The 16,045-nt window shown below is 62.5% G+C and carries 13 protein-coding genes and 3 tRNA genes; 15 read left to right on the top strand and 1 reads right to left on the bottom strand.

From position 1 onward, the window contains the following. Window positions 1–63: 63 nt before the first annotated feature. The 3 genes from AB4Z53_RS16385 (at window position 64) to AB4Z53_RS16375 (ending at window position 5,285) form a co-directional block, all read left to right on the top strand. A complete protein-coding gene (locus AB4Z53_RS16385) occupies window positions 64–1,344 on the top strand; it encodes a metallophosphoesterase (RefSeq protein WP_441596743.1) in 1,281 nt (426 codons plus the stop codon). Beyond that, the gene (locus AB4Z53_RS16380; protein WP_441596647.1) at window positions 1,344–4,802 is read left to right on the top strand and encodes an AAA family ATPase; all 3,459 of its coding nucleotides are present in this window, start codon (window positions 1,344–1,346) and stop codon (window positions 4,800–4,802) included. Before AB4Z53_RS16385 ends, AB4Z53_RS16380 begins: the two co-directional genes overlap by 1 nt. A gap of 84 nt (window positions 4,803–4,886) precedes the next feature. Next, window positions 4,887–5,285, top strand: coding sequence for a (R)-mandelonitrile lyase (locus AB4Z53_RS16375; protein ID WP_113536943.1), 399 nt, complete (start codon window positions 4,887–4,889; stop codon window positions 5,283–5,285). Window positions 5,286–5,537: 252 nt separating this feature from the next. Here the strand turns inward: AB4Z53_RS16375 and AB4Z53_RS16370 are convergent. Next, window positions 5,538–5,613: transfer RNA gene (locus AB4Z53_RS16370), tRNA-Val, on the bottom strand. Window positions 5,614–6,084: 471 nt separating this feature from the next. On the opposite strand from AB4Z53_RS16370, the gene AB4Z53_RS16365 reads away from it, so the two are divergent. From AB4Z53_RS16365 to nuoH, 12 genes are all read left to right on the top strand, one after another. Then, window positions 6,085–6,161, top strand: a tRNA-Asp gene (locus tag AB4Z53_RS16365). 76 nt (window positions 6,162–6,237) lie between these two features. Continuing rightward, window positions 6,238–6,314: transfer RNA gene (locus AB4Z53_RS16360), tRNA-Asp, on the top strand. A gap of 299 nt (window positions 6,315–6,613) precedes the next feature. Beyond that, a complete protein-coding gene (locus tag AB4Z53_RS16355; protein WP_034803593.1) occupies window positions 6,614–6,979 on the top strand; it encodes an NADH-quinone oxidoreductase subunit A in 366 nt (121 codons plus the stop codon). Next, window positions 6,970–7,548: a NuoB/complex I 20 kDa subunit family protein gene (locus AB4Z53_RS16350; protein ID WP_441596646.1), complete on the top strand. Its 579-nt coding sequence runs from the start codon at window positions 6,970–6,972 to the stop codon at window positions 7,546–7,548. Before AB4Z53_RS16355 ends, AB4Z53_RS16350 begins: the two co-directional genes overlap by 10 nt. Before the next feature lie 18 nt (window positions 7,549–7,566). After that, window positions 7,567–8,172 carry an NADH-quinone oxidoreductase subunit C gene (locus AB4Z53_RS16345; protein WP_113536944.1) on the top strand — a complete coding sequence of 202 codons (606 nt, stop codon included), beginning with the start codon at window positions 7,567–7,569 and terminating at the stop codon, window positions 8,170–8,172. A gap of 57 nt (window positions 8,173–8,229) precedes the next feature. Then, window positions 8,230–9,420 carry an NADH-quinone oxidoreductase subunit D gene (locus AB4Z53_RS16340; protein WP_113536945.1) on the top strand — a complete coding sequence of 397 codons (1,191 nt, stop codon included), beginning with the start codon at window positions 8,230–8,232 and terminating at the stop codon, window positions 9,418–9,420. Further along, on the top strand, window positions 9,420–9,677 hold the full coding sequence (locus tag AB4Z53_RS16335; protein WP_441596645.1) for a hypothetical protein: 258 nt from the start codon (window positions 9,420–9,422) through the stop codon (window positions 9,675–9,677). The genes AB4Z53_RS16340 and AB4Z53_RS16335 overlap by 1 nt, the downstream gene beginning before the upstream one ends. A 16-nt stretch (window positions 9,678–9,693) precedes the next feature. After that, entirely contained in the window at window positions 9,694–10,824 is a 1,131-nt protein-coding gene (locus AB4Z53_RS16330; protein WP_441596644.1) for an NADH-quinone oxidoreductase subunit E, read from the top strand. An 11-nt stretch (window positions 10,825–10,835) separates the two neighbouring features. Next, a complete protein-coding gene (nuoF, locus tag AB4Z53_RS16325) occupies window positions 10,836–12,140 on the top strand; it encodes an NADH-quinone oxidoreductase subunit NuoF (protein ID WP_113536948.1) in 1,305 nt (434 codons plus the stop codon). A 5-nt stretch (window positions 12,141–12,145) separates the two neighbouring features. Continuing rightward, window positions 12,146–12,787 (top strand): NADH:ubiquinone oxidoreductase, encoded by a 642-nt coding sequence (locus AB4Z53_RS16320; RefSeq protein ID WP_441596643.1) that lies wholly within the window; start codon window positions 12,146–12,148, stop codon window positions 12,785–12,787. A gap of 111 nt (window positions 12,788–12,898) precedes the next feature. Continuing rightward, complete coding sequence (gene nuoG, locus AB4Z53_RS16315) at window positions 12,899–14,980, top strand: NADH-quinone oxidoreductase subunit NuoG (RefSeq protein WP_441596642.1); 2,082 nt, start codon at window positions 12,899–12,901, stop codon at window positions 14,978–14,980. Between the two features lie 20 nt (window positions 14,981–15,000). Further along, window positions 15,001–16,044, top strand: coding sequence for an NADH-quinone oxidoreductase subunit NuoH (gene nuoH / locus AB4Z53_RS16310; RefSeq protein ID WP_104665712.1), 1,044 nt, complete (start codon window positions 15,001–15,003; stop codon window positions 16,042–16,044). Window position 16,045: the final 1 nt, after the last annotated feature.

The following is a 16,045-nucleotide window of genomic DNA, read 5'->3' as shown; positions in this document are numbered from 1 at the left end:
TCCCACGTGGATGAAGGGCCGACACTGATTGACGGGCGCCAGCCTGCCGGGCCATGGTCGGCCATGCCCTTCCGCTTCGTCCATACCGCAGATCTTCATCTCGATTCGCCCCTCCGCAGCCTCGCCCTCAGAAATGCCGATCTTGCCGAGATCGTGCGTGGGGCGTCCCGGCACGCCTTCGTCAAGATCGTCGATCTCTGCATCGCCGAGAAGGTGGATGCTCTGCTGATTGCCGGCGATCTCTATGATGGCAGCCAGACGTCGATGAATACGGCGCTGTTTCTCGGGCGGGAATTGCGCCGGCTGGACGAGGCGGGCATCCGGACCTTCATCATTCGTGGCAACCACGACGCTCAGTCGCAGGTGACCAAGGAACTGACGCTTCCGCCCTCGGCGCACGTCTTCAAAGGCAAGACAAAGGCCGTTCATGCCAAGACATTGGCAAGCGGTCGCGACGTCTATGTGCATGGGGTCAGTTTCGAGAATACGCACGCGCCGGAAAGTCTGCTTCCCGCTTTTCAGCCACCCGCACCTGGTGCGATAAACATCGGCATGCTGCACACGAGCCTTGCGGGCGCCTCTGGCCATGATCCCTACGCTCCGTGCAGCACCGGCGACCTCGTGGCACATGGTTTTGATTACTGGGCGCTCGGCCATATCCATCAACGCCAGATCCACGCAACGGCGCCGTTTGTCGTCATGCCCGGCATACCGCAGGGCCGCGATGTCAACGAAGCCGGCGTGAAGAGCGTGACGCTGGTGACGTTCGATGACGACGGTCGGGCCGAGATTTCCGAACTGCCGATCGGCATCGCCAGTTTCGAGCGCCTGTCTGTCGATATCTCCGGCCTCTCCGAGTGGCGCGATGTGCTCGATGCGGTCAGGCTGGCGCTTGTGCGGGTCTCGGCAGATACGCTGGCGGAAAATGTCATCCTGCGTGTAATGCTTACCGGGGCTACGTCGCTTGCCTGGCGCCTTCGCCGCGACGCGGATTTGCTGCGCGCCGAGATCGACAACATTGCAGCCGGCATCGTCGGTTGCTGGATCGAGAAGCTGGATATTGCCTGCGGCAACCCCTTGCTGGAAAAGACGGGGGCGATGCTCGATCCCGTCGATGAACTGGTCGCCCTCGTCGAGGCCGATGTGATGCCCGCCCACGGATTTCGCCAGGAGGTCCGGGCAGCGGTGGAAGATCTGTTGCAACAACTGCCCCCTGAGCTGCGCCAAGTGTTGGCGCCGGATGAAGACGCCATCGAGCGGCTCGCTTTCGAGGCCAGCGCTTCGGGAGGCACGGAGGTGCTTGCCCATCTTCACGGCGGCGGTGCAGGCGAGGGGCAGCACTGATGCGGCTCACCGCGCTCGATCTCGTTCGCTACGGCAAATTCACCGATCGCCGGCTCGACTTCGGTGAGAGCGTCGCCGGTGTGCCCGACCTGCACATCGTCTACGGACCGAACGAGGCCGGAAAATCAACTATGTTCTCGGGCTTCCTCGATCTGCTTTTCGGGATCGAGCATTCGAGCCCTTACGGCTTCCTGCATCCCTATCCGACAATGCGGGTCGGCGGCACCATCGAGGCGGCAGGTCGGACGCATCGTGTGTTCCGGCTCAAACGCAAGACGAACTCGCTGGTCAGCGCAGATGATCAGCCGCTGCCCGACAATCTCTTCTCCGGAGCATTGGGCGCCATTGACCGTGACACCTACCAGACGATGTTTTCGCTCGACGATGAGAGTATTGAGAAGGGCGGGGAAGCGATCCTGAAGAGCGAGGGAGAACTCGGTTCGCTGTTGTTTTCCGCAAGCTCCGGCCTGCCGGACAGTACGGCGATCCTTGCGGCCCTGCGCGGCCAGGCCGACGCCTTCTATCGGCCGCAGGCGCGCAAGCATCAGCTTGCGGAGATGAAGGCGCAGCTTGATGCCCTGAGGACGGAGCGAAACACCCTCGATATCAATGCCCGCGAATACGCGACCCTGCGCAAGACCCTGGCGCAAGCCCGCGACCGCCACGAGGAGGCGATCACACGCCGTGCCGAACTGCGGGTCGCGCGCGCTCGCCTGAATGCCGAGATCGAAGCGCTGCCGCACTTTGGTCGGCTGCACGCGCTTCGCCATGAGCTGGCAAGCGTTCCGGTGCTGCCGGTCCCGCCGGCCGAGTGGGCTACCGAGCTGCCGGCGCTTCGCCGCCAGGAGGCGGAGATCGACGTCCGGCTCCGCCAGAACGAAAGCGAGATGCAGCATCGCCGAGATGCGCTGGAAGAATTCCCGCTCGACAAGGAAGGGCTGTGCCTGGCTGAGCGGCTGACGGCGCTGCAGGAGACCGCGCTCGATGCGCGCTATATCACTGCCGCGCGCGATATGCCCTCTCGATTGGAAGAATTGGCGCGGACGTCGACGGAGATCGTCGGCTGCCTGCTACGGCTCGGAGAACAGGCTGACCGGGACCCCGCCAACCTGCTGTTGCCGGCTGGGATCGGCGCGCGGCTTCAAGATCTCGCGCGCCGGCATTCTGCCTTGGCCGAGCGATGCTCTTCGGCTCGCCACGAAGTGCAAGCTGCAGCCGAAGAAAGTCGCGCCGCTGAACGCGAGCTGGCCCGGGTCGAGGAAGAGGGGGGAGCCGCGGATACCTCCTGCCTTTCCGGCCGGCTGGCGCTGCTGCGCCGCAGCGACTGCCTGCTGCGGAAACAGGCAGCCGTGCAATCTCTGGATCGCCTGGAGGTGGAACTTGCCGACAAACTGCTGCAGCTGAGGCCTTTCGCTGGCAGCGCCGACGATCTGTTGGCACTCGGCGTTCCCGCACCCGGAGCACTCGAGGCGTTGCGCAAGGTCGTGGCCTCATTGGAAGAGCGGCAAGCGCGCCTTTCCGATCGCGTCGCGGGCGAGCAGGAACTGCTTGCGGGAGAAGAGGCGCGGCTGGCCGCGCTGTCTACCGCTGGCGCCGCGCTGGACGACGGTTCTGCCGCGGTACTGCGCCGCCGTCGTGACGAGGCCTGGGAACGGCACAAGGGCCAGCTCCTCCTGGAAACGGCGGTCGATTTCGAAGAGGCTATGGGCAGAGATGACGAGGTCATGGCGCTGCGTCTCACGGAGACGGCGCGGCTTGCGGATCTGCGCGGCCTGTCGCTTGCGATAACCGAGCGACGCGCCCGCCTTGCGGCACTGCGTGAGCACCAGCAGCGATGCCGCGAGGAGATGGCGGCTCAGGCAAAGTCTCTGGAAACCCTCGCGACGTCGTGTGGTTTACCCTGCGTCACGGGCTTACCGCAGCTGGAAGCCTGGCTCGCCGTCAGAGGTTCGGCGCTCGAACTGCGCGCGCAGCTACGCGCTGTCCGTCTGGAATTCGAGCGCGCTCATGCGGAGGAGGCCGAGGCGGTCTGCGGGCTCAGCCAAGAACTCGCACGCATCGGCATCGAAGAAGGGCTATCGGAGCGGCTCGACGATCTCCTTTTGATCGCGGAGCGAGTCGTATCGCAGGCGCAGACCGTAGCTGCCGCTCGCAATGCGGCCCGCGAGGCGGCAAAGCGTAGCGCTGCGGTTCTCGAAGGCCGACGCTCGACCTTGGACCTTGCTGAAACCGAAATGGCCGCCTGGCAGGAGCAGTGGAGGACACTGCTTGCCAAGAGCTGGCTTGCCGAACGCAGCGGAGAGCTCTTGCCGGAGCAGATCGGTGCGATGCTTGCGGTCCTGCAGGACCTGGACAAGCTCACACAGCGCAAGGCCGATCTGGAGTACCGTGTCGCCGGGATGCGCAAGGACCAGGTGGCTTTCGAACGCGATATAGCTGACCTCGCGGGCGGATCGCCGACAGACGATACGGTGGCGATGTTTACCGCGCTCAAGACGCGCGCTGCCGACGCCCAGCGGCTTGCCGACCGCCGGGCAACTTCCCTGGCGGAATTGGCTCGCCTCGAGGAGGATCGGCGCGCCATCTGTGGCGCGCGCGAGATTCATTGGGCGCGCCGGCGCCTCGTGACGGAGTTTTTCGAGTGTGAAACGCTCGACGACGCCATGCAGCAGTTCGAAGCCGCTCGCAAACAGGAGCGCCTGCGCCAGCGCATAGCCGAACTGGAAGCGGATATCGCTTCCCGATTGGGCGTAGCCACTTGCGCGCAGGCCGAGGCGTTGCTCGCCGAGCTCGATGACGCCGCCGTTAGGTTGGAACTGGCGCGGCTCGATGCGGCGCTTGAAGAAAGCGACCGCGACGTCAGCGAGCTGCATACGGACATGCGGGGCAGGGAAAAGGCGCTCGCCGATGTCGAAGGCGGCGATACGGTTGCCGAACTCGATCAGAAGCGGCGAACGCTGCTGCTCGACATCGAGAGCAAGGCGCTCGCCTATCTTCGGCTCCGGGCCGGCGTTATCGCGGCCGAGACCGCGCTTCGGCTTTTCCGCGAGCGCCACCGCAGCGCGATGATGCGCCGTGCTTCCGAAACCTTCAGCCGGATCAGTGGTGGTGAATATTCTGGCCTGTCGGCGCAATCCGACAAGGGACAGGAATTCCTGATCGCCAATGCCGCCGGCGGCGGATCGAAACTCGCCAAGGATCTCTCCAAGGGCACTCGGTTCCAACTCTATCTGGCACTCAGAATCGCCGGCTATCACGAAATCGCGGCTGCCCGCGAATCGCTACCCTTCATCGCCGACGACATCATGGAGACCTTCGATGACGGGCGCGCTGGCCGCGCCTTCGAGCAGATGGCGGAAATGGCGCGCGTGGGCCAGGTGATCTATCTGACCCACCACGAACATCTTTGCGAGATCGCTCGTGATACCTGCCCGACTGTGACAATCCACAGGTTATGATAGGCTCGCGGGCGAGATCGTAGTTGTTGGCCGTGGCGTATTTCGCTGACGAGGCGCCGAACACGCAAATCGGAGGAACAAGAGATGGACATCATACCCGGTGGATCGAGACCCTCGATGCGCGCTCCGGCGGAATACTTCACCGGCACCGTGCGCCAGGATCCGGTGATCGAAGCCGCTGACCCTGCGAGAATTCGCGCCGTCAGCGTTACCTTCGAGCCCGGCGCGCGCACGGCCTGGCATACGCATCCACTCGGCCAGACGCTGGTCGTGACCGCCGGCCGCGGACTGGCGCAGACCTGGGGCGGCCCGGTGCGGGAGATTCGCGTCGGCGATGTCGTCTGGTTCCCGCCGGGCGAAAAGCACTGGCATGGTGCAGCGCCGGATACGGCAATGGTGCACCTTGCGATTCAGGAAGCGCTCGATGGCAAGGCTGTGGATTGGCTGGAGCATGTGAGCGACGAGCAGTATCGCGGCGCGTAACTGCGCCGCGCATACGGGCGCGTCGCAAGCTGGCGTTTCTGCCGCCAGTGGCGCGCCGAAGCACTGAATTGTGACGGGCCGCTGCGCTCGGGACTGCCGAAGCCCTGATTCCCCGCCGCTCAACGCCAGTGCGTCTCAAAGCTGGTGCTTCACTCGACGAGATCCGAAGTCGCATCGCAAACACGAATGTCGCAATAATTCGCGTACAGCAAATTCAGCGGAGGTAAATGGTATTTATCTTTTTGGAGAAAATGGTGGGCGATGACGGACTCGAACCGCCGACATCCTCGGTGTAAACGAGGCGCTCTACCAACTGAGCTAATCGCCCTTCCGCGTTTGGACCGGATCAGTCCGCCGCGTCGGTGGGCGTGATCTAGGCGTAACCGAAAAAAACCGCAAGAGCATTTGTATCGTTTTTATGATTTTTTTTGTTGGCGGTCGCGCGATGCCCTGAATTGCCGGGATTCCTGGTTGTGGACAAGAAAGCGCTTTTTCCGCCGTCCCCTCGGCAGGGGAGGGCGATAGATAAAGTTTCGCAGTTCGGTATCTCCGCACGGGAGAGAACAGGCGATCGAAGGGGGCATGTGGCTGCGTCACGCGTGCGTCCCTGTCTCCCGATGTTCGTCGTCACGATACCCTGTGGATGATTTTTCGCTCTGTGGATCAATTTTCATTCCGTCACGGATTTGTCTTCAAACACGCTTGACACCCAAATGCGAACCGCTTAGTTAGCCGCTCATCGAACGGGCAAGCACCGCTCGGTGCCGGGGCGGAAACGCCTCAACCAAGTCAAGAGGATGCGGGTGTAGCTCAGTCGGTTAGAGTGCCGGCCTGTCACGCCGGAGGTCGCGGGTTCGAGCCCCGTCACTCGCGCCACTCTTGATCTTGAATTGCCTAGGCATTCTCATAGAAGGCCGATGGTGGTAATAATGATCGTTCGCGGTCATCATGCGCGGGTGTAGCTCAGTCGGTTAGAGTGCCGGCCTGTCACGCCGGAGGTCGCGGGTTCGAGCCCCGTCACTCGCGCCATTTTCTTCTCTCCGCCTTTATGTGAATTCCGCCCTCCTTGGGGCCGGATTGTGCGCTGCGGCAATCTGTCTCGTCTCGCTTTGTTTTACCGTAAAGTTCGCGTCGGCCCGCAAATCCGCGCTTTGTCGGTACCACCCGCCGGATCCTGTGTTGCGAAGCGGTTTAAATGGCCCCTCAAGGCTTGCGCGACGGCGCGGGCTGCGCTAACCACTCCGGCGTTGCAACATATTTTTCGGCCTGCGAGATTTGTTGTTCTGGCGCTCTCCCATGCGCCCTTCCGCAGGCAGGGACGGATAACAATGACTGAACTTCTCGGTTCCTACGTTCCGATCGCGATTTTCATTGGAATCGCATTGGTGATCGGTGTGGCGCTTCTGATTGCTCCCTTCGCCGTCGCCTTCAAGGCTCCTGATTCGGAAAAGCTGTCGGCCTACGAGTGTGGCTTCAATGCGTTCGACGACGCCCGCATGAAGTTCGACATCCGCTTCTATCTCGTGTCGATCCTCTTCATCATCTTCGACCTTGAAGTCGCCTTCCTCTTCCCCTGGGCGGTTTCGTTCCATGAGTTGGGCTGGTTCGGTTTCTGGTCGATGATGGTCTTCCTCGGTGTGCTGACGATCGGCTTTATCTATGAATGGAAGAAGGGAGCGCTGGAATGGAACTAGCATCCGGCACCACGCTCGTTGCGCCCAAGCCGAAGGGGGTCATTGATCCCTCTACCGGCAAGCCGATTGGCAGCAATGATGCATTCTTTGGCGAGATCAACAATGAGCTCGCCGACAAGGGTTTTCTCGTCACCTCGACGGACGAACTCATCAACTGGGCCCGTACCGGCTCGCTGATGTGGATGACCTTTGGTCTCGCCTGCTGCGCGGTCGAGATGATGCAGATGTCGATGCCGCGTTATGACGCCGAGCGTTTCGGCTTTGCGCCGCGCGCCTCGCCGCGCCAGTCCGACGTCATGATCGTCGCCGGCACGCTGACCAACAAGATGGCGCCTGCGCTCCGCAAGGTCTATGACCAGATGCCGGAGCCGCGTTACGTCATCTCGATGGGCTCCTGCGCCAACGGCGGCGGCTACTACCACTATTCCTATTCCGTCGTTCGCGGCTGTGACCGCGTCGTTCCCGTCGACATCTACGTGCCAGGCTGTCCTCCCACGGCAGAAGCGCTGCTTTACGGCGTGCTCCTGCTGCAGAAGAAGATCCGCCGAACCGGCACGATCGAGCGCTAAGGGCAGGGGGTCTTTGATATGAGTGAAGCCCTGAACGAGCTTGCGTCCTACTTGCGCGAAACGCGCGGTGCGCTGATCTCCGATGCATCGCTGAACTATGGCGAACTGACGCTGACGACGACGTCGGCGAACCTCATCGCGCTGCTCACTTTCCTGCGCGATGACGTGCAATGCGCCTTTGTCAACTTCGTCGATGTCTGCGGCGTCGACTGGCCGCAGCGGCCGGATCGCTTCGATGTGGTCTACCACCTCTTGTCGCCGCGCCAGAATCTGCGCGTGCGCGTCAAGGTCTCGACCGGCGAGAACGAGCCGGTTCCCTCGGCAACTCCGGTCTATCCCGGCGCCGACTGGTTCGAGCGTGAAGCCTACGACATGTACGGCATCCTGTTCACCGGCCATCCGGACCTGCGACGCATCCTGACAGACTACGGTTTTGAAGGACATCCGCTGCGCAAGGACTTCCCGGTCACCGGTTTCGTCGAGGTCCGCTATGACGACCAGGCCAAGCGCGTCGTCTACGAACCCGTCGAGCTGAAGCAGGAATTCCGCAACTTCGACTTCCTCTCTCCCTGGGAAGGCACGGACTACGTGCTGCCCGGCGACGAGAAGGCGAAAGCACGGTGAGACTAAATGGCCCGCGGTAGTCGCCAAGCGGCTGCCGTCCGGCCTGGAGCAATCGGTATGACCGAACATAACGTCCGCAATTTCAACATCAACTTTGGTCCGCAGCATCCGGCGGCGCACGGCGTTCTTCGCCTGGTGCTCGAGCTTGATGGCGAAATCGTCGAGCGCGTCGATCCGCATATCGGCCTTCTGCATCGCGGCACCGAGAAGCTGATCGAGACCAAGACCTATCTGCAGGCCGTGCCCTATTTCGACCGCCTCGACTACGTGGCGCCGATGAACCAGGAGCACGCTTTCGCACTCGCGGTTGAGAAGCTGACGGGCACGGAAGTTCCGATCCGCGGCCAGCTCATCCGCGTTCTTTATTCGGAAATCGGCCGCATCCTCTCGCATCTTCTGAACGTCACGACGCAGGCCATGGACGTCGGCGCGCTGACGCCGCCGCTCTGGGGCTTCGAAGAGCGCGAAAAGCTGATGGTGTTCTATGAGCGCGCCTGCGGCGCGCGCATGCACTCTGCCTATTTCCGTCCGGGCGGCGTCCATCAGGATCTGCCGCACGAGCTCGTCGAAGACATCGGCAAGTGGATCGATCCGTTCCTGAAGACCGTCGACGATATTGACGAGTTGCTCACCGGCAACCGCATCTTCAAGCAGCGCAACGTCGACATCGGCGTCGTCAAGCTCGACGACGCCTGGGCCTGGGGCTTCTCGGGTGTCATGGTGCGCGGTTCGGGTGCGGCCTGGGACCTGCGTCGTTCGCAGCCGTATGAATGCTACTCGGATATGGAATTCGATATCCCGATCGGCAAGAACGGCGACTGCTTCGACCGCTACCTGATCCGCATGATCGAGATGCGCCAGTCGGCGCGCATCATGCGCCAGTGCGTCGATCGCCTGCTCGGCGACGCCAAGGTCGGTCCGGTTTCGTCGCTCGACGGCAAGATCGTTCCGCCGAAGCGTGGTGAGATGAAGCGTTCGATGGAAGCGCTCATCCACCACTTCAAGCTCTACACCGAAGGCTATCACGTGCCGGCCGGCGAAGTTTACGCCGCCGTCGAAGCGCCGAAGGGCGAATTCGGCGTCTATCTCGTCTCCGACGGCACCAACAAGCCCTATCGCTGCAAGATCCGTGCTCCAGGTTATGCGCATCTGCAGGCGATGGATTTCCTCTGTCGGGGACACCAGCTTGCCGACGTTTCGGCCGTGCTGGGCTCCCTCGATATCGTGTTCGGTGAGGTGGATCGCTGATGCGTCTCGCGCCCCTGGCCACGCTCGCTCTTCTCGCGCTTATGTCGACCGCTTCCGCACAGGAATCGGTCGATAGCGGCGAGACCTCGGGCGGCATGCGCGGGGGCTCGATGGCCGAGCTCGTGGCCAAGGGCTACGAGATCAAGGCCGCGGTCGCCAATGGCACGCGCTACATCGTATTTTTGCAGAAAGACCAGTCAGCCTATGCCTGCGAATTCGTCTCGGTGACGAAATCGCGGTGCGGTTCGATTAACTGATAAGGTGTCCACTAGAATGTCCGTTCGTCGACTAGCCGAAGACACCGTCCAGCCAGCGAGCTTTGCCTTCAGCAAGGAGAACGCCGCCTGGGCGAAGGAAACGATCAACAAATACCCCAAGGGTCGTGAGCAGTCCGCCGTCATCCCGTTGTTGATGCGCGCTCAGGATCAGGACGGCTGGGTCACGAAGGCGGCCATCGAGTCGATCGCGGACATGCTGGGCATGCCGTACATTCGCGCGCTCGAAGTTGCGACCTTCTACACCCAGTTCCAGTTGAAGCCGGTCGGCACGCGCGCCCACATTCAGGTTTGCGGCACAACGCCCTGCATGCTGCGTGGCGCCGAAGACCTGATCAAGGTCTGCAAGAGCAAGATCGCCCATGATCCCTTCACCCTGAACGAGAGCGGCACGCTCTCCTGGGAAGAAGTCGAATGTCAAGGCGCCTGCGTCAACGCGCCGATGGTCATGATCTTCAAGGATACTTTCGAAGACCTGACGCCCGAGCAACTCGAGCAGATCATCGACCGTTTCGAGGCAGGCAAGGGTGCTGAAGTTACCCCCGGTCCGCAGATCGATCGCATTTACTCGGCGCCAGAAGGCGGCCCAACGACCCTGACGCTTGCGGATGCTGCTCCGGCGAAGGCTGCGACCAGCGCTGCCAAGAAGGTAAGCGATGCTCCGGCCGTCTCGGTGCCGCCGTCGAATGCCGGCCGCGCCAAGACCGCATCGGCCGTGACCGACGCATCGCTGAAGACCCCGGCGACGGCAAAGGCGGAAGCCGCTGCTAACGCAAAGGTCGAAGGCGACACCGTCGATAAGTCGAAGCCGGCCAAGGCCGCCGCCGTTGCCGGTAAGCCGTCGCTTGAGGACAAGAACCGTCCGGCTGGTATTGAGAAGCCGGCAGCGACTGACGACCTCAAGCTGATCTCGGGCGTTGGTCCGAAGATCGAAGGTACGCTCAACGAACTGGGCATCTACACCTACGCGCAAGTTGCTTCGTGGAAGAAGGCGGAGCGCGAGTGGGTCGACGGATACCTGAATTTCAAGGGCCGCATCGAACGCGACGACTGGGCCAAGCAGGCCAAGGCGCTCGCCAAGGGCGGCGAAGCCGAATACATCAAGGTCTTCGGCAAGAAGCCGCGGTAAAGAGGTGAATTATGCTCAGAGATGAAGACCGCATCTTTACCAATATCTACGGCCTCAAGGACAAGTCGCTGAAGGGCGCCATGGCGCGTGGCCACTGGGACGGCACCAAGCAGCTGCTCGAAAAGGGCCGTGACTGGATCGTCAACGAAGTAAAGGCTTCCGGCCTTCGCGGTCGTGGCGGCGCCGGCTTCCCCACGGGCCTCAAGTGGTCCTTCATGCCGAAGGAAAGCGACGGCCGTCCGCATTACCTCGTCGTCAACGCCGACGAGTCCGAGCCCGGCACCTGCAAGGACCGTGACATCATGCGTCACGATCCGCATACGCTGATCGAAGGCTGCGTCATCGCCAGCTTCGCCATGGGGGCCCATGTCGCCTACATCTACGTTCGCGGCGAATTCGTCCGCGAGCGCGAGGCGCTGCAGGCGGCAATCGACGAGTGCTACGCCTACGGCCTGCTCGGCAAGAACAACAAGCTTGGCTACGACATCGACATCTACGTGCACCATGGTGCCGGCGCCTATATCTGTGGCGAAGAGACGGCGCTGCTCGAAAGCCTCGAAGGCAAGAAGGGCCAGCCGCGCCTGAAGCCGCCGTTCCCGGCCAACATGGGCCTCTACGGCTGCCCGACGACCGTCAACAACGTCGAGTCGATCGCGGTAACCCCGACTATCCTGCGTCGCGGCGCCGGCTGGTACACGAGCTTCGGCCGCCCGAACAACCACGGCACCAAGCTCTATTCGGTCTCCGGTCACGTCAATCGTCCGTGCACGGTCGAAGACGCGATGTCGATCCCGTTCCACGAACTGATCGAAAAGCACTGTGGCGGCATTCGCGGCGGCTGGGACAACCTGCTCGCCGTCATCCCCGGCGGTTCGTCCGTTCCCTGCGTGCCCGGCGCGCAGATGAAGGACGCGATCATGGACTTCGACGGCCTGCGCGAAGTCGGCTCCAGCCTTGGAACCGCCGCCGTCATCGTCATGGACCGGTCGACCGACATCATCAAGGCAATCTGGCGTCTCTCGGCCTTCTACAAGCACGAGAGCTGCGGCCAGTGCACGCCGTGCCGCGAAGGCACGGGCTGGATGATGCGCGTGATGGAACGCATGGTTCAGGGTCGCGCCCAGAAGCGCGAAATCGACATGCTGTTCGACGTGACCAAGCAGGTGGAAGGCCACACGATCTGCGCGCTCGGCGACGCTGCAGCCTGGCCGATTCAAGGCCTGATCAAGCATTTCCGTCCGGAAATGGAAGCGCGCATCGACCAATACACGCGCAATGCCTCGTCGCATGGCGCGGTTCTGGAAGCGGCGGAGTAAGGGTTATGGCCGGTGCACGCGGAGAGGGACAGATGAAGGGACAGGCCGAAGCAGGCATTCCGTTCGCGCGTCTGCTCGGCGGCGACCCGGCCGATCCGTTCGGCATGGGCGAATGGATGAAGAACCTGCAGCAGGTGCAGCTGCACCCGCTGATGGTTCACCCGGCTGCCGCGGTTGCGGCCGCAACCGCGATTGGCTTCGGCCTCACCAGCCATTTTGCCGGAGCCATGCTCGGCGCAATGCAAGGTGCGGTCGAGGCGGCGCAGAAGCGGGAACCCGCCGATGCGTCGGCCGGCATCGTCGCAAAGCCGGTGCAAGCCGAAGCGAAGTCTGAGCCGCGCGCCAAGCCGTCCGCACCCGCCAAGCGGGCAGCTGCGAAACCGGTGGTCGAAAAGGCAGCCGCTGAAAAGGCGGTCAAAGCACGCCCGGCGCGTGCCAAGACGCAGGCCGTCGACGACCTCAAGCGCATTTCCGGTATCGGCCCGAAGCTCGAGCAGGTGCTGAACGCAAAAGGTATCCGCGGCTTTGCCGACATTGCCGGCTGGAGCGACGCGGACGTCGCGCGCTTCGACGACGAGCTCGGCTTCGGCGGGCGGATCAAGCGGGACGATTGGGTTGGGCAGGCCAAGGCGCTGAAAAGCGCGTGAGACAATAGGGGCGGGGGACCGGAGACGGCCATCGCCCGCAAGCAGCAAGGCTGTGTTGGAGTTGTCCGTCGCCTTTAGGCCGACGGACGGAAGACAGGATTGAGTACGAAGATGGCAAAGCTGAAAGTCGACGGAAAAGAGATCGAGGTACCGGATCATTTCACGCTGCTTCAGGCGTGCGAAGAGGCCGGGGCCGAGGTTCCGCGCTTCTGTTTCCACGAGCGGCTGTCGGTCGCCGGCAACTGCCGCATGTGTCTGATCGAGGTGAAGGGAGGGCCACCCAAGCCCGCCGCATCTTGCGCCATGGGCGTGCGCGATCTTCGTCCGGGCCCGAACGGCGAAGCGCCCGAAGTCTTCACGACCACGCCGATGGTCAAGAAGGCCCGCGAAGGCGTGATGGAATTCCTGCTGATCAACCATCCGCTTGATTGCCCGATCTGCGACCAGGGMGGCGAATGCGACCTGCAGGACCAGGCGATGGCTTTCGGTATCGACAGCTCGCGCTACCAGGAAAACAAGCGCGCCGTCGAAGACAAGTACATCGGCCCGCTCGTCAAGACCGTGATGAACCGCTGCATCCACTGCACGCGCTGCGTTCGTTTCACCACCGAAGTCGCCGGCATTGCCGAGCTTGGCTTGATCGGCCGCGGCGAAGACGCCGAGATCACCACCTATCTCGAGCAGGCAATGACGTCGGAACTGCAGGGCAACGTCGTCGACCTTTGCCCCGTGGGCGCGCTGACCTCGAAGCCCTTTGCCTTCACCGCCCGTCCGTGGGAACTGAACAAGACCGAATCCATCGACGTGATGGATGCGCTCGGTTCGGCGATCCGCGTCGACACCCGCGGTCGCGAAGTCATGCGCATCATGCCGCGCGTCAACGAAGAGATTAACGAAGAGTGGATCTCCGACAAGAGCCGCTTCATCTGGGATGGCCTGAAGACGCAGCGCCTCGATCGTCCCTACGTCAAGAAGGACGGCCGCCTGCAGCCGGCGAGCTGGGGCGAAGCCTTTCAGGCGGTCAAGGCTGCCGTTGGCCAGACCTCGGGCGACAAGATCGGCGCCATTGCCGGCGACCTCGCTTCGGTCGAAGAAATGTACGCGCTGAAGCAGCTGATCTCGGCTCTTGGCTCCGAGAGCGTCGACTGCCGCCAGGATGGCGCCGCACTCGACCCGTCGCTCGGCCGCGCCAGCTACCTCTTCAACCCGACGATCGCTGGTATCGAAAGCGCTGATGCGCTGCTGATCATCGGCTCCAACCCGCGCTTCGAGGCTTCGGTTCTCAACGCCCGCATCCGCAAGCGTTACCGCATGGGCAATTTCCCAATCGCCGTGATCGGTGAGCCCGGCGAACTGCGCTACGAATACGAATATCTCGGCGCCGGTACCGAAACGCTCGCCGAGCTCGTCTCCGGCAAGGGCAAGTTTGCAGCGACCTTGAAGAAGGCCCAGCGCCCGATGATCCTCATCGGCCAGGGCGCGATCGCAGGGGAGGGCGGTGCTGCCGTTCTTTCTGCCGCCGCCAAGCTCGCAGGTGCTGTCGGTGCGGTCACCGCCGAGTGGAACGGTTTTGCCGTGCTTCACACGGCAGCTTCCCGCGTCGGTGGTCTCGACCTCGGCTTCGTTCCGGGCGCAAACGGCAAGACGGCGGCCGAAATGGTCACCGCATCCGACGTTCTCTTCCTGCTCGGCGCTGACGAGATCGACCTGGCTGATCGTAAGTCCGGCTTCACGGTCTATATCGGCTCGCACGGCGACAACGGCGCACATGCCGCCGACGTCATCCTGCCGGGCGCGACCTACACCGAAAAGTCCGGCACCTGGGTCAACACCGAAGGCCGCGTTCAGGTCGGCAACCGCGCCGGCTTCGCACCGGGCGACGCACGCGAGGACTGGGCGATCATTCGCGCACTCTCCGACGTGCTCGGCAAGAAGCTGCCCTTTGATTCGCTTGGCGAATTGCGCTCGAAGCTCTATGCGGACCACCCGCATTTCGCCGATATTGACGCGATCGCGGCCGGCAACGGCGACGAAATTGCCGCACTCGGCCAAAAAGCCGGTGAGATGGGCAAATCCGTGTTTGCGTCTCCGGTCAAAGACTTCTATTTGACGAACCCGATAGCGCGCGCATCCGCCGTCATGGCCGAATGCTCGGCTTTGGCACGCAACAATTTCAAAGCTGCGGCGGAATGAGCGCGAGGGAATAGAGTATCATGGACGCTTTCGTTTCGACCTATGTCTGGCCCGCGATCATCATGGTCGCCCAGTCGCTGCTGCTCCTGGTCGCGCTGCTGCTTTTCATCGCCTACATCCTGCTCGCAGACCGTAAGATCTGGGCTGCCGTTCAGCTCCGCCGTGGTCCGAATGTGGTAGGCCCATGGGGGCTTTTCCAGTCCTTCGCTGACCTTTTGAAGTTCGTCTTCAAGGAACCGGTGATTCCCGCCGGTGCCAACAAGGCGATCTTTCTGCTCGCACCGCTCGTTTCCGTGACGCTGGCGCTCGCTGCCTGGGCGGTGATCCCGCTCAACGCCGGTTGGGTGATCGCGAACATCAACGTCGGCATCCTCTTCGTGTTCGCCATATCTTCGCTTGAAGTTTATGGCATCATCATGGGCGGCTGGGCGTCGAACTCCAAATATCCCTTCCTCGGCGCGCTTCGCTCCGCGGCACAGATGGTCTCCTACGAAGTCTCAATCGGCTTCGTCATCGTCACCGTCCTTCTCTGCGTCGGCTCGCTGAACCTGACGGACATCGTCAACGCCCAGTCGACGGGCATCGGCACGAACCTCGGTCTGCCGGCGTCGTTCCTCGACTGGCATTGGCTGGCGCTGTTCCCGATGTTCATCGTGTTCTTCATTTCGGCGCTTGCCGAAACGAACCGTCCGCCCTTCGACCTTCCGGAAGCGGAATCCGAACTCGTCGCCGGCTTCATGGTCGAGTACGGCTCCACGCCTTACATGATGTTCATGCTCGGCGAATATGCTGCCATCTGCCTGATGTGCGCATTGACGACGATCCTGTTCCTTGGCGGCTGGCTGCCTCCGGTCGACGTCTGGTTCCTGAACTGGGTTCCCGGCATCATCTGGTTCGTTCTCAAGGCATCCTTCGTGTTCTTCATGTTCGCGATGGTGAAGGCTTTCGTTCCGCGATACCGCTACGACCAGCTGATGCGTCTCGGCTGGAAGGTCTTCCTGCCGATCTCTCTCGCAATGGTCGTGATCACTGCATTCGTTCTCAAGCTGACGGGAGCCGCATGAC

This window comes from Ensifer sp. 2TAB8 (assembly GCF_052115125.1).
Classification (GTDB): domain Bacteria; phylum Pseudomonadota; class Alphaproteobacteria; order Rhizobiales; family Rhizobiaceae; genus Ensifer.
The sequence above is the reverse complement of the archived record's forward strand: the minus strand, read 5'-3'. Positions and strand labels throughout refer to the sequence as shown.

What these genes read in the sequence shown, in the direction of transcription:
- AB4Z53_RS16385 (WP_441596743.1), top strand. Translation starts at nt 64, where the DNA reads ATGCCCTTCCGCTTCGTCCATACCGCAGATCTTCATCTCGATTCGCCC.
- AB4Z53_RS16380 (WP_441596647.1), top strand. Translation starts at nt 1,344, where the DNA reads ATGCGGCTCACCGCGCTCGATCTCGTTCGCTACGGCAAATTCACCGAT.
- AB4Z53_RS16375 (WP_113536943.1), top strand. Translation starts at nt 4,887, where the DNA reads ATGGACATCATACCCGGTGGATCGAGACCCTCGATGCGCGCTCCGGCG.
- AB4Z53_RS16355 (WP_034803593.1), top strand. Translation starts at nt 6,614, where the DNA reads ATGACTGAACTTCTCGGTTCCTACGTTCCGATCGCGATTTTCATTGGA.
- AB4Z53_RS16350 (WP_441596646.1), top strand. Translation starts at nt 6,970, where the DNA reads ATGGAACTAGCATCCGGCACCACGCTCGTTGCGCCCAAGCCGAAGGGG.
- AB4Z53_RS16345 (WP_113536944.1), top strand. Translation starts at nt 7,567, where the DNA reads ATGAGTGAAGCCCTGAACGAGCTTGCGTCCTACTTGCGCGAAACGCGC.
- AB4Z53_RS16340 (WP_113536945.1), top strand. Translation starts at nt 8,230, where the DNA reads ATGACCGAACATAACGTCCGCAATTTCAACATCAACTTTGGTCCGCAG.
- AB4Z53_RS16335 (WP_441596645.1), top strand. Translation starts at nt 9,420, where the DNA reads ATGCGTCTCGCGCCCCTGGCCACGCTCGCTCTTCTCGCGCTTATGTCG.
- AB4Z53_RS16330 (WP_441596644.1), top strand. Translation starts at nt 9,694, where the DNA reads ATGTCCGTTCGTCGACTAGCCGAAGACACCGTCCAGCCAGCGAGCTTT.
- nuoF (WP_113536948.1), top strand. Translation starts at nt 10,836, where the DNA reads ATGCTCAGAGATGAAGACCGCATCTTTACCAATATCTACGGCCTCAAG.
- AB4Z53_RS16320 (WP_441596643.1), top strand. Translation starts at nt 12,146, where the DNA reads ATGGCCGGTGCACGCGGAGAGGGACAGATGAAGGGACAGGCCGAAGCA.
- nuoH (WP_104665712.1), top strand. Translation starts at nt 15,001, where the DNA reads ATGGACGCTTTCGTTTCGACCTATGTCTGGCCCGCGATCATCATGGTC.